Here is a 13214-nt window from a genome sequence, read left to right as displayed (position 1 = left end):
GGGACGAACGATGGCGGGTCATTCCCAGTTCAAGAACATCATGCACCGCAAGGGCGCGCAGGACGCCAAGCGGGCCAAGCAGTTTGCCAAGGTCATTCGTGAAATTACCGTGGCCGCGCGCGAAGGCATGCCGGACCCGGCCATGAACCCGCGCCTGCGCGCGGCCATTTCGGCCGCGCGTGAAGTCAACATGCCCAAGGATACGGTCGAGCGCGCGATCAAGAAGGCATCGGGTGCCGGTGGCGGTGACGACTACATGGAAGTCCGGTACGAAGGCTACGGCCCCGCCGGTGTGGCCGTGATCGTGGAGGGGCTGACCGACAACCGCAACCGCACGGCATCCGACGTGCGTGCCGCGTTCTCCAAGCATGGCGGCTCGCTGGGGGAGACGAACTCGGTCTCCTTCATGTTCACCCGTCTGGGCGTGATCACCTATCCGCTGGATGCGGCGAGCGAGGACGACCTGATCGAGGCGGGGCTTGAGGCCGGGGCCGAGAATGTCGAGACCGTGGACGGCATGCACGAGGTGACCTGTCCGGTCGAATCGTTCTTTGCCGTGCGCGACGCGCTGGAAACCCGCTTTGGCGAACCCGCTTCGGCCAAGCTGGACTGGCGGCCGGGCAACACGGTGGAACTGGACGAGGACAAGGCGCGCAGCGTGTTCAAGCTGATCGACACGCTGGAGGACCATGACGACGTGCAGGCCGTGTACGCCAATTTCGATCTGCCGGACGACGTGGCCGAAAAGCTTTCGGCCTGAGCGGGCCTGTGGTCCGTATCCTGGGCATTGACCCCGGCCTGCGTTTTACCGGCTGGGGGGTGATCACGGCGCAGGGCAACCGGCTGACCCATGTGGCCGATGGGGTGATCGCCACCGACTCGGCGCTGGGTGTGCCGGAGCGGCTGCGCCACCTGCATGATGCCCTGCTGGAACTGGCCCGCAACTTCGCCCCCGATGAAGCGGCGGTGGAGGAAACCTACGTCAACCGCAACGGGTCTGCTACGCTGAAGCTGGGCTATGCCCGTGGCGTGGGGCTGCTGGTGCCGATGCTGCTGGATATTCCCGTGGCCGAATACGGGGCGAAAACGGTCAAGCGCGCGGTTGTGGGCACCGGGGCCGCAACCAAGGAACAGGTCAGCATGATGGTACGCCGTATCCTGCCCACTGCCCTGCTCAAACGCGCGGATGCGGCGGATGCGCTGGCCGTGGCGATCTGCCATGCCCATCACCGCACCAGTGCGGCCCAGATTGCCCGCGCCACGAGGATGGCATGATCGCGCAGCTGCGTGGCCTGCTGGCGCAGGTGGAGGCCGATCGCTGCGTGATTGACGTAGGCGGTGTCGGCTATCTGGTGCAGGCATCCAGCCGCACGCTGGCGGTGCTGCCCCAGCCGCCGGAACTGGCGCTGGTGCTGGTGGAGACCGTGGTGCGGGAGGACGCGATCCTGCTGTATGGCTTTGCCGAGGCCTCCGAACGCGCATGGTTCCGGTTGCTGACCACGGTGCAGGGGGTGGGGGCCAAGGTGGCGCTGGCCATCCTGTCGGTCCTGCCGCCGCCTGAACTCATGATGGCGATCGGATCAGGTGACAAGACCATGCTCACCCGCGCAGGCGGTGTGGGCGCGCGGCTGGCCCAGCGCATCGTGACCGAACTGCGCGACAAGTGCGAGGGCATGCCCACTGGCATGGTTGCCACCGGGGGCGGGGTGCCGGGTGTTACCATCACGCGGCCCACCGCGCACAGCGTTGCGGCGGATGCGGTCCTGGCGCTGTCCGGCCTTGGCTTCAGGCGTGGGGAGGCGCAGCCGGTGGTGGAACGGGTGATCGAACGGCATGAAGGCCAGGTGGACCTTGATATCGTGATCCGTGACGCGCTGAAGGAACTGGCCCGATGAGCGACCGGCCGGAGCGCGAGATCGACGCCCGCCGGGGCGAGGAAGATGGCGGCGAAGGCACGCTGCGCCCCCAGACGCTGGATGATTTTACCGGCCAGAAGGCCAGCCGTGAAAACCTTGCCATCTTCATCGCCGCCGCTCGCCAGCGCGGTGATGCGCTGGACCATGTGCTGCTGCACGGCCCGCCGGGACTGGGCAAGACCACGCTGGCCCAGATCGTGGCGCGTGAACTGGGTGTGGGGTTTCGCGCCACATCCGGCCCGGTCATCCAGCGCGCGGGGGATCTGGCGGCGATCCTGACCAACCTCCAGCCGCGCGACGTGCTGTTCATCGACGAGATCCACCGCCTGCATCCCGCCATCGAGGAAGTGCTCTATCCGGCGATGGAGGATTTCCAGCTTGACCTGATCATTGGCGAGGGACCGGCCGCGCGCTCCGTGCGGATCGACCTTGCCCCCTTCACGCTGGTGGCGGCCACCACGCGCGCCGGCCTGCTGGCCACCCCCCTGCGGGACCGTTTCGGCATCCCGCTGCGGCTGGTGTTCTACACGCCCGAGGAACTGTGCCAGATCGTGACACGGGGCGCGCGCAAGCTGGAATTCGACCTGACACCGGAAGGGGCGGAGGAAATTGCCCGCCGCTCCCGCGGGACGCCGCGTATCGCGGGCAGGCTCCTGCGCCGGGTACGTGACTTTGCCGCCGTGGCACGGGCCGGGCGGGGACCCGTGGACCGGGCGCTGGCCGATGCCGCCCTGTCGCGCCTGGAAGTTGATTCGATGGGGCTGGACGGCATGGACCGCCGTTACCTGCGCCGCATTGCCGAATATCATCATGGTGGCCCGGTGGGGGTGGAGACACTGGCCGCGGCCCTGGCCGAGGCCCGTGATACGCTGGAGGACGTGATCGAGCCTTACCTGATACAGGAAGGGCTTGTGCTGCGGACAAGCCGCGGGCGCATGCTGGGTGAGCGGGGCTGGCGGCATCTGGGCCTGCAGCCGCCCGCCCGCACGCCCGGACAGGGTGACCTGCTGGGGGATGGAATCGATGGTGGAACATAAGATCGACTTCCGTATCTACTACGAGGATACGGACGCGGGTGGCGTGGTCTATCACGCCCGCTACCTTGGCCTGGCGGAACGCGCCCGGACCGAGGCCATCCGCGCGCAGGGGCGTTCGGCGTCCGATCTGCTGGGTGAATACGGGCTGGCCTTCGTGGTCCGCCATGCCGCCATCGATTACCGCGCGCCGCTGCGGCTTGATGATGTGGTGCGCATCACGACTCGCCTGACCGAACTGGGGGCGGCAAGCTGCCGGCTGTGGCAGGACTTCCACCGCGTCGGGAACGAAGGGGGGCCGGGTTGCGGCACGCTTGATGTCCGTCTGGCCTGCGTGCGGGCGGCAGACGGGCGCGCTGCCCGATTTCCGCCGCCTTGGCGTGATCTGCTGCGCGCACTGGTCGCCTGAACACCATCAAGTCATGCATTGAGCATGGTCTTTTCGTGTCATGGGTTGACCGTGATGCAAGGCTGTGCGGAAAGCGGGTTGGCCGTGACTTGCTAAACGGGCAATCTTCGTGTTTGTGCGAACGGTCAAGGTGGGCAGGAGGCATATTTGGACCAAGCGGTTAGTGCGGCGAATCTGGGGGCTGCAGCAGGCGATCTGTCGATGTGGGCATTGTTCATGCACGCATCCATTGTCGTGAAGCTGGTAATGATCGGCCTGGTAAGCTGCAGTGTGATTGTCTGGGCAATCATTTTCGACAAATTCATGACCGTCCGCCGGGTCAACCGGCAGGCCAATGATTTCGAGGAACGGTTCTGGGCTGGCGGCAGCCTGGAGGATCTGTACGAATCCGATGGCGCGAAGCCCGTCCACCCCATGGCGGCGGTTTTCGGCGCGGCCATGGGGGAATGGCGGCGGTCGTCGCGCATATCCGGCATCGACCTGGTGCATGGCGGCGTGCAGGATCGCGTCAACCGCGCCATGGCCATCACCATAACGCGGGAGATGGACCGGCTGAACCGCTGGATCATCTTCCTGGCCACCATCGGGCCGGTGGCGCCGTTTATCGGCCTGTTCGGCACGGTGTGGGGCATCATGCATGCCTTTGGCTCGATCGCGGCCATGCACAACACCAACCTCTCGGTCGTGGCCCCCGGTATTTCGGAAGCGCTGTTCGCAACCGCCATTGGCCTGGTCACGGCCATTCCGGCCGTGATCGCCTATAACGTGATCAGCAACAGCATGAGCGTGTTCGAGGACCGGCTGGATGCCTTCGGTACCGAATTCGCCGCCATCCTGTCGCGTCAGTCCGAAGAGAGGGGGGCGTAAGCATGGGGGCAAGCCTGGGCGACCTGCGTGGGCGGCGGCGCAAGCGGCGGCCCATGGCGGATATCAACGTCACGCCGCTGGTTGACGTGATGCTGGTGCTGCTCATCATTTTCATGGTGACGGCACCGATGATGACAAGCGGCGTGAACGTGGACCTGCCCAAGACGGATGCGGCGCCGGTCAATACCGACACCAAGCCCATTACCGTCTCGATCCGGTCCAATGGCGACCTGTACCTGGGTGATGATCCCGTCTCCCAGGACCAGCTGGTGGACCAGCTGAAGGCCGCGTCCCAGAACGACCGTGAGCACCGTATTTTCGTGCGTGGTGATTCGCACATCGATTATGGTCGGGTGATGCAGATCATGGGCCAGATCACGGCGGGCGGATTCACGCATGTGGCCCTTCTTGCCCAGCAGCCGCCCGGCGGCGGCCACTGACCTGAACCGGATATCGGGAGCCGTCTGACCGTGGTGCCACCGCGTCGCTCTGAACGCATCCTCATGCGGCGTTCCGTCCTGGTTTCGGGCGGGCTGCATGTGGCCCTGCTGCTGACCGTTCTGCTCAGGCTGCCGGTGCCGGTTCCCCCCGAACCGCCACCGCCGCCCACGATCGAGATGGAATTTGCCGCCGATACCGGCACGTCCACCCCGCACAAGGGCGATAAACCGGCCCCCAAGCCCGCACCGGCCCCGGCACCGGTCAGGCAGGAAGCGCCCCCCGCGCCGACACCGCCCGAAAAGGCACCGAATGAGGAAGCGGCCCCCCCGCCGCCTCCGCCGCCGCCCATGCCGCCACCGCAGCAGGCGCCAAGGCCCGTGCCCGACGCACCGACCCCGCCGCGTGAGCAGCAGCCTTCGCCCGATGCGGTCAGGCTGCCGCCCACGCCAGCCAAGGCCGCGCCCGCGCAGGCGCATGCGCCCGTGCCCCCATCCGCCCAGCCGGACCCGACAGCGGCGCCAAAGGTGCAGGAACAGTCACGCACGACCCAGCCCAACGAGGCGAAGAAGCATGTACCGGACACGCATTCCCTGCTGGCAACGCTTGATTCCTTCCGCGCGGACCAGAAGCAGACCCACCCGCCCAAGGCCCGCGCCAACCCGCTGCAGGGTGGCGCGCCCGATGGGGGGGGCACACCGGATGGGGATATTACCAGTGCCCTGACCTCTACCGAGCAGAAGGCGATCGGCAGTGCCGTGCGCCGCTGTTATTCGGAGGATACGGCCGCGCGTAACTATGCCCAGTTCGTGGCGCATCTGGTCGTGACCGTGGATGAGACCGGCACGGCGCGGCTGGTGGAATTCGCACCGCAGACACAGGCCCAGATGGCATCGGACCCGTCATACCGCGCCCTGGCGGAACGCGCGCGTGATGCGGTGCTCAGCCCCACCTGTGCCAAGCTGCCGATTCCGCAGAACCTGCTGGGCCAGACCAGACAACTGAAATTCGTATTCCGTCCCTGACTTGCAGCGGACGAAGGCGAGGAGAGGAAGATGACGTCAAGAAGCGTAAAGCCACTGATCCCCGATGAGGATGCAGCCCGGCTGGCAGCCGCATTCAGCCGGCGTGGTTTCATGGGCGCGGGTGTGGCGGGGGGGCTTATGGCCACGCCCCTGTTCACGGCGGGTGCGGCCCACGCGCAGGCCGCGGGGGAGGCCGAGATTACGGTGGACCAGGCCCGTACGGCGCCGATTCCCATTGTCCTGCCCTCGCTTGGCAGTGGGGTGGCCCAGCAGGTTACCGATGTGATCTCGGCCGACCTTGGCAATTGCGGGCTGTTCCGCCCCATCAGCGCCAGCATGCCGCAGGGCACGCCGGATTTTGCATCCTATAAATCCATGGGCGCGCGTGCCGCCGTGACCGGCAAGGTCGTGGAGCAGGGCAGCTCCCTGCGGGTGGAGTTCCGCCTGTGGGATGTGCTGGTGGGCAAGCAGATCCAGGGCACGGCCTATACCGCCGCAGCCCAGGACTGGCGTCGCATCGCGCATGTGATTGCTGATGTGATCTATAACCGCATGCTGGGCGAGCAGGGCTATTTCAACACCCGCATCGCCTATATCGCGCGTTCCGGCCCGCGTGCACACCAGACCACGCGGCTGGCCATCATGGATCAGGATGGCGCCGACAGCCGTTATCTGACCAACGGCCAGTGGCTGACCCTGACGCCGCGCTTCAATCCGGCCAATAGTGAACTGGCGTTCATGTCATACGCCAACTACAGGCCGCGCGTTTACCTGTTCAACCTCAATACCGGGCAGCAGCGCCTGCTTGGTGACTTCTCCGGTATTTCATTCGCACCCCGCTTCGCGCCCGATGGCCGCTCCGTCATCCTGTCGGTTACGCGTGGCGGCGGGTCCGATATCTACCTGGTGGACCTTGCCAATATGTCGCGGCGGCAGCTGACCGCCTCTGGCGCGATTGACACCAGTCCCTCGTTCAGTCCCGACGGGTCACAGATTGTGTTCAACTCCGACCGCGGCGGTTCCCCGCAGCTTTATATCATGAGTGCATCGGGCGGGGATGCGAAGCGCATTTCCTATGGTCACGGCCAGTATGGTTCGCCCGTCTGGTCGCCGCGTGGCGATCTGATCGCGTTCTCGCGTATTGCCAATGGCAGTTTTTCACTTGGTGTAATGGCGCCTGATGGCACGGGGGAGCGGATTCTGACCCAGGGCTTTACCGTGGAAAGCCCGGCTTTCTGCCCCAATGGCCGTGTCCTGGCCTTCTGCCGGCAGAGCGCGGCGGGCAGTGGTGGTGCCGGATTTGCAACAGGTATCAGCACAATCGACATTACCGGCTTCCATGAACGCGCGCTTCCGGCGGGCAGCGCGTCCGACCCCACATGGTCGCCGCTAAATAAATAATAAATATCAATGTGTTGGACAAATAACGGATCGTGATCCCCGCCTTGGGCGGGTGGCCGGTATGTGTTTGTCCAACATTGACGAAGGCGCGGTTTCCCGTCTATGCTGATGCCGGTTTCCAGCGATCGCGAGTTTCTGTTTTACAGTTTGTTTGGCAGGGCGCAACGAGACTCGGGACCGTTCCATATTTAAATCCGGAAATTCAACAACTGGTTTCGAACAAAGAAACCGATCCAGGATCAAAAGTAATGAAACTGAAGCTTCTTGGTGCGGCCGGCATGGCCCTTTTCCTCGCTGCCTGTTCCGATCACGCGGACAAGAACGTGAACACGGGCGCAGCCACGCAGCAGGTCGGCCCGGCGCCGGGCAGCGAGGCTGATCTGGTCGCGACGGCGGGTGACCGCGTGCTGTTCGCGCTGAAGCAGAGCACGCTGTCCAGCGATGCGAAGGCGGAACTCGACAAGCAGGCCGCATGGCTGGCCAAGTACCCGCAGGTGCATGTGCAGATTGCCGGTAACTGCGATGATCGCGGCACCGAAGAATACAACATCGCCTTGGGTGAGCGCCGTGCGAACGCCGCACACGACTATCTGGTGGCGAAGGGTGTCGATGCCTCGCGCATGACCACCATCTCCTACGGCAAGGACCGTCCGACCGCTGTTGGTGACGACGAGGCTTCCTGGGCCCAGAACCGTAACGCCATCACGGCGGTACAGTAACGCTCTGCTCCCGCTTTCTCTGGCGTGGCAGTATGGAACCGGCCGGGCGCTTATCGCTCGGCCGGTTTTGTTTCAGGCAGGCATGCATAGTTGTCAGAAGGGGTTTGGTTCATGCGATCTGTAATGTCAGGTTTCCTTTCAGTGGCTTCCCGTTCCCGGCTGTGGGGCAGGATGGGCATGCTGGCAGGGGGTATGGCGCTGCTGGCCGGTACGGGCGTGGCATGGGCCGGTGACAACGGCAACCTGACCCTGCAGCTTCTGGACCGGGTCAACACGCTGGAGCAGGAAACGCGCGACATGCGTGGCCAGATCGACCAGCTGACCAATCAGGTCCAGCAGCAGAACGCGGCCATGAGCAAGCAGATCGAGGACATGAATTTCGCCATGCAGCATGGCCATGGCGGCACGGGTGGGACGGGACTTGCGGCACCCGTGGCGGCGGACACGGCCGCGCCCGCGCCCGTAGCGGCTGCCCCCGCGGCGAAGCGCAGCGCGGATGATCTGCTCAAGGCTGGCAATGACGCGCTGATGCAGCAGGATTATGCGGCCGCCCAGACCGATGCGCAGCAGGTGCTTTCCGGTCCCAGGTCACCCAGGCAGGTAGATGCGCAGTACCTGCTGGCCCAGTCGCTGGCGGGGCAGAAGCAGTACCGCCAGTCGGCCCTTGCCTATTACGATGCGTATAACCGTGCCCCCCACGGCGCGCGCGCGCCCAGCGCCCTGCTGGGGGTTGCGGCAACGCTGGTGGCGTTGAACGACAGGGCATCGGCCTGTCAGGCGCTGGACAAGCTGGCCAGTGAATTTCCCGAACCCGCGCCGCGCATCAAGTCGGCGGAACAGGTCTATCGCAAGCGCGCCAAGTGCAGCAGCTGAATGCCCGGCCAGCCGCATGGCCCGGCTGAACCGCTGGGGTTGAGGCAGTTCGCCCCGGTCATGGCGGCCCTTGGCCCCTGGCCGGGCCATGGCGTGCCGGTTGCGGTTGCGGTATCGGGCGGGGCGGACAGCATGGCGCTGGCGGTACTGGCCCGGCAGTGGCGGCCCGATGTGGTCGGGCTTGTGGTTGATCATGGCCTGCGCGCCGAATCCCGGCGGGAGGCGGAGCAGACCATAGGCCGCCTGTCCGCCCTTGGCCTGTCCGCGCGCCTGCTGGTGCTGGAGGGGCTGGAACGCGGCCCCCGCATGGCCGAGCGTGCGCGGCGGATGCGCTATGCGGCGCTGTCTGCCGCCTGTCGTGAAATCGGGGCGCTGGACCTGCTGGTGGCGCACCATGCGGGCGATCAGGCCGAAACGGTCATGATGCGTCAGCATGCCGCAAGCGGGGATGACGGGCTGGCTGGCATGGCGCTGGTAACCCCCATGCATGATGTCCGGCTTGTCCGGCCCCTGCTGTCCTTTGCCAAGCCTGCCCTGTACGCCACGGTGCGCGCGGCGGGTCTGGCATGGGTGGAGGACCCGTCCAATGCCGACCTGCGCACCGGACGGGCCCGGGCGCGGCAGGCTCTGGCACAGGATGCGGGGCGGGATGCGGCACTGAAGGCGCAGGCCCTGCAGGCGGGACAGGCCCGCATGGAGCGTGACCGGGCAGATGCGTGCTGGCTGGCCAGCCATGCCCGCTTTCACCCTGGCGGCTGGGTGGTGCTGCCCGCGGGTCTTGCGCCGCCGCGTATCCTGTCCGCCCTGGTCCGGGTGGTGGGCGGCCATGACTATCCCCCCGACCGCACGCGTATCAATTTACTGGCACAGGCCCCACAACCCGCGACGCTGGCAGGCGTTGCCATCATGCCATGGCGGGACGGGCAGTGGCTTGTCGCGCGTGAGGAAGCGGCCATGGCGCCACGGATGCCCGCGTGGACGGAATGCGTATGGGACCGGCGTTTCGTGCTGCGTGCGGGCAGCCTGCCGCCGGATTGCGCCATGGGGGCGGCCGGTGCCGTGGCATCATGGTGGCCTGCCAGGCGCGGCCGGCCGGTCTGGCCCGCGCGCGTGCTGCGCACGCTTCCCGCGCTGTGGCACGGGGGGCGGGTTGTGGCCGTGCCCCATATGGGCGTGTGCACGCAGGGTGGCATGGCGGATGCGGTTTTTGTGAACCATCCCCCCCAGCCGGTTCTGCCGGGCGCGCGGTTTGGGGGCGAGACGGGGAATGCTGTATAAAAGGTAATGGATTGGGGGTGTGAATATCCCTTGATCGTCCTATGTATGATAGAACGTAGTGAACGTGGCGTCTGCTCGTCCGCCTGATCCGGGGCGATGGTGGAGGGGCCAGCGGATGGAACAGTAGGCAAGATGAACAATTTTGGTCGTAACCTGGCCCTGTGGGTTATCATCATCGTCCTGTTGCTGCTGCTGTTTAACGTTTTCCAGCCGGGAAGCGTGCAGCATGCATCGCAGGAACTGGCATATTCCGATTTCATCGGGGACGTGAACAGCGGCCATGTGCGCTCCGTGGTGGTGCAGGAACATAATATTACCGGCACCCTGACCGATGGCACATCGTTCGATACCTATGCGCCGCAGGACCCGACCCTGATCCCCCGCCTGACGGAAAAGGGGGTTGAGGTCGCGGCCAAGCCGCTGGAGAACGATACCAATCCCTTCCTGCGCTACCTGATCAACTATGCGCCGCTGCTGCTGATGGTGGGGGCATGGATCTTCATCATGCGCCAGATGCAGTCCGGCGGTGGCCGTGCCATGGGCTTTGGCAAGTCGCGCGCCCGGATGCTGACCGAAAAGCAGGGGCGCGTCACGTTTGATGACGTGGCGGGCATTGATGAAGCCAAGGGTGAACTGCAGGAGATTGTAGACTTCCTGCGCGATCCGCAGAAATTCACCCGCCTGGGCGGCAAGATCCCCAAGGGCGTGCTGCTGGTCGGCCCCCCCGGCACCGGCAAGACGCTGCTGGCCCGTGCCATCGCGGGTGAGGCGAACGTGCCGTTCTTCACCATTTCCGGTTCCGACTTCGTGGAAATGTTTGTCGGTGTCGGTGCATCGCGTGTCCGTGACATGTTCGAGCAGGGCAAGAAGGCAGCCCCCTGCATCATCTTCATTGATGAAATCGACGCCGTTGGCCGCCATCGTGGCGCGGGCCTGGGCGGTGGCAACGACGAGCGCGAGCAGACGCTGAACCAGATGCTGGTCGAGATGGACGGGTTTGACAGCAATGAGGGCGTGATCCTGATTGCCGCGACCAACCGCCCCGACGTGCTGGACCCCGCCCTGCTGCGGCCCGGCCGCTTTGACCGGCAGGTGGTGGTGCCCAATCCCGATGTGGCGGGGCGCGAGAAGATCCTGCGCGTGCACATGCGCAAGGTGCCGCTGGCCTCCGACGTGGACCCCAAGGTCATTGCCCGTGGCACGCCCGGCTTCTCCGGTGCGGATCTGGCCAATCTTGTGAACGAAGCGGCCCTGATGGCCGCCCGTCTGGGCAAGCGCACCGTTGCCATGCTGGAGTTCGAGAACGCCAAGGACAAGGTGATGATGGGGGCCGAGCGCCGGTCCCTGGTCATGACCGAGGACGAGAAGAAGATGACCGCCTATCACGAGGGTGGCCATGCGCTGGTCGGTATCCTGACCCCCGGCTCCGACCCCGTGCACAAGGCGACCATCATACCGCGCGGCCGGGCGCTGGGCATGGTGATGAGCCTGCCGGAAAAGGACCGCTATTCCGAAAGCCGGTCGTGGTGCATCGGCAAGCTGACGCTGGCCATGGGCGGCCGCGCGGCCGAGGAAATCATATTTGGTCCCGACAATGTCTCCACGGGTGCATCGGGTGATATCAAGATGGCGACCGACGTGGCGCGCCGCATGGTGACCGAATGGGGCATGAGTGAAAAGCTGGGCATGGTCGCCTATGGCGGCAACGGGCAGGAAGTCTTCCTGGGCCATAGTGTCACGCAGAACAAGAATGTGTCCGAGGAGACGGCGCGCGAGATCGACAACGAAGTGCGCAAGCTGATCGATGCCGCCTATGACCGCGCCCGCACCCTGCTGCTTGATCACATTGACCAGCTGCACATGCTGGGTTCCGCCCTGCTGGAATATGAAACCCTGACGGGTGAGGAAATCCGGCAGGTGCTGCGTGGCGAGAAGATCGAGCGCGTGGTGGTGGATGACCCGATGCCTGAAAACCGGCGTCCGTCCGTGCCGCCTTCGGCTCCCTCGGCTCCCGTCGCACCACTGCCCGCCCCCAAGGCTGATGATGGCGTGGGTGCGGCGCCAGCAGGCTAGTCCGTCGGGTCATGGGGTGGAAAACATGGCGGGATGGCCAATGGCTGTCCCGCCATGTCTGTCTGTACCACATCATAACCCGACCGGCAGGATGAAGGCATGGATGACCGGCTGATCGAACCCCTTGCGCTGCTGCATGGCCGTGCCGCGGCGCAGGCCGTGGCAGGACGGCAGGCGCGCTGGCTGGCGGGCGGCCCGCATGCCTACGCGCTGGCCCGGCTGCTGGGGGGCGAGGGTGCGGGGCAGATCGTGCCTGCCGGCGCCATTCCCTCCCCATGGGCGCAGGCTGCCCTGCGGGTCAGCCTGCCCGCGCCCGATGCGGGCCTGCCACCGGGGCCACAGGTCATGGGGATCATCAACGTGACCCCTGACAGCTTCAGTGACGGGGGCAGGCATTACCATGCGGGCCCGGCGCTTGAATCCATACAGGCCATGCATGCGGCCGGTTGCCGGATTGTTGATATCGGCGGCGAGAGCACCCGCCCCGGTGCGCCCGCCGTGGCGGCGGATGAGGAATGGCGGCGGATTGGCCCGGTCATCCAGGCGGTCAGGGCCAGTTCCGCGCTGTCGGGCCTGCTGCTGTCCATCGATACGCGGCAGGCGTCGGTCATGGACCGTGCGCTGGATGCCGGGGCCGATGTGATCAATGACGTTTCCGCCCTGACCCATGACCCGGCGGCCCGTGCGGTGGTGGCGCGGCATGGCTGTCCGGTCATGCTCATGCACATGCGTGGCACGCCCGCCACCATGGCGCACCATACGGCTTATGATGACGTGGCGGTGGATGTGCTGCGTGAACTTTCAGCCCGTGTGGAGGCGGCGGTGGCGGCAGGTATTGCGCGCACGCGGATCCTGATTGACCCCGGCATCGGGTTTGCCAAGACGGTGGCGGGCAACCTGGACCTGCTGGCGCGCCTGCCGCTTCTGGCCAACCTGGGGTGCCGGGTGGTGATGGGCGTTTCACGCAAGCGGATGCTGGGCGAGATCTGCCACGAACCCGATGCGCTGCTGCGTGATCCGGCCACGGTGGCGGCCAGCCTGCCCGCCATGGTTTTTCCCGATCCCGTGCTGCGTGTGCATAATGTGGGCGCGATGATGCAGGCCATGCGGATCAGCCAGGGGCTGGATCGCCCCTGACAGGTAAGGTAGGTCGATGTACGACACGAACGCAGCTGGAGGCC

At 65.7% G+C, this 13214-nt stretch carries 14 protein-coding genes; all 14 read left to right on the top strand.

Annotated features, from left to right (window positions below):
* Positions 1–10 precede the first annotated feature (10 nt).
* The gene (locus tag GWK63_RS12755) at positions 11–760 is read left to right on the top strand and encodes a YebC/PmpR family DNA-binding transcriptional regulator (RefSeq protein WP_007397732.1); all 750 of its coding nucleotides are present in this window, start codon (positions 11–13) and stop codon (positions 758–760) included.
* A gap of 8 nt (positions 761–768) precedes the next feature.
* Positions 769–1275 carry a crossover junction endodeoxyribonuclease RuvC gene (gene ruvC / locus GWK63_RS12750; protein ID WP_007397733.1) on the top strand — a complete coding sequence of 169 codons (507 nt, stop codon included), beginning with the start codon at positions 769–771 and terminating at the stop codon, positions 1273–1275.
* Positions 1272–1895, top strand: coding sequence for a Holliday junction branch migration protein RuvA (gene ruvA, locus GWK63_RS12745; RefSeq protein WP_007397734.1), 624 nt, complete (start codon positions 1272–1274; stop codon positions 1893–1895). Before ruvC ends, ruvA begins: the two co-directional genes overlap by 4 nt.
* Positions 1892–2953, top strand: coding sequence for a Holliday junction branch migration DNA helicase RuvB (gene ruvB / locus GWK63_RS12740; RefSeq protein ID WP_007397735.1), 1062 nt, complete (start codon positions 1892–1894; stop codon positions 2951–2953). Before ruvA ends, ruvB begins: the two co-directional genes overlap by 4 nt.
* Positions 2940–3359, top strand: coding sequence for a YbgC/FadM family acyl-CoA thioesterase (locus tag GWK63_RS12735; protein WP_034933593.1), 420 nt, complete (start codon positions 2940–2942; stop codon positions 3357–3359). The genes ruvB and GWK63_RS12735 overlap by 14 nt, the downstream gene beginning before the upstream one ends.
* A gap of 201 nt (positions 3360–3560) precedes the next feature.
* On the top strand, positions 3561–4226 hold the full coding sequence (gene tolQ / locus GWK63_RS12730) for a protein TolQ (RefSeq protein WP_007397737.1): 666 nt from the start codon (positions 3561–3563) through the stop codon (positions 4224–4226).
* Between the two features lie 2 nt (positions 4227–4228).
* Positions 4229–4666, top strand: coding sequence for a protein TolR (gene tolR, locus GWK63_RS12725; protein WP_034933589.1), 438 nt, complete (start codon positions 4229–4231; stop codon positions 4664–4666).
* Between the two features lie 30 nt (positions 4667–4696).
* A complete protein-coding gene (locus GWK63_RS12720) occupies positions 4697–5689 on the top strand; it encodes a hypothetical protein (protein ID WP_007397739.1) in 993 nt (330 codons plus the stop codon).
* Positions 5690–5719: 30 nt separating this feature from the next.
* Positions 5720–7090, top strand: coding sequence for a Tol-Pal system beta propeller repeat protein TolB (gene tolB, locus GWK63_RS12715; protein WP_007397740.1), 1371 nt, complete (start codon positions 5720–5722; stop codon positions 7088–7090).
* Positions 7091–7338: 248 nt separating this feature from the next.
* On the top strand, positions 7339–7809 hold the full coding sequence (pal, locus tag GWK63_RS12710) for a peptidoglycan-associated lipoprotein Pal (protein ID WP_007397741.1): 471 nt from the start codon (positions 7339–7341) through the stop codon (positions 7807–7809).
* Positions 7810–7920: 111 nt separating this feature from the next.
* Positions 7921–8682, top strand: a complete 762-nt coding sequence (locus GWK63_RS12705; protein WP_039998664.1) for a tol-pal system YbgF family protein — start codon at positions 7921–7923, stop codon at positions 8680–8682.
* Positions 8683–9960, top strand: a complete 1278-nt coding sequence (gene tilS, locus GWK63_RS12700; protein ID WP_007397744.1) for a tRNA lysidine(34) synthetase TilS — start codon at positions 8683–8685, stop codon at positions 9958–9960. It begins immediately after the preceding gene.
* Positions 9961–10092: 132 nt separating this feature from the next.
* Positions 10093–12033, top strand: a complete 1941-nt coding sequence (gene ftsH, locus GWK63_RS12695; RefSeq protein WP_007397745.1) for an ATP-dependent zinc metalloprotease FtsH — start codon at positions 10093–10095, stop codon at positions 12031–12033.
* Between the two features lie 99 nt (positions 12034–12132).
* Positions 12133–13170, top strand: coding sequence for a dihydropteroate synthase (gene folP, locus GWK63_RS12690; protein WP_099963170.1), 1038 nt, complete (start codon positions 12133–12135; stop codon positions 13168–13170).
* Positions 13171–13214: the final 44 nt, after the last annotated feature.

The organism is Komagataeibacter rhaeticus (assembly GCF_011611525.1).
Lineage (GTDB): Bacteria > Pseudomonadota > Alphaproteobacteria > Acetobacterales > Acetobacteraceae > Komagataeibacter > Komagataeibacter rhaeticus.
The sequence above is the reverse complement of the archived record's forward strand: the minus strand, read 5'-3'. Positions and strand labels throughout refer to the sequence as shown.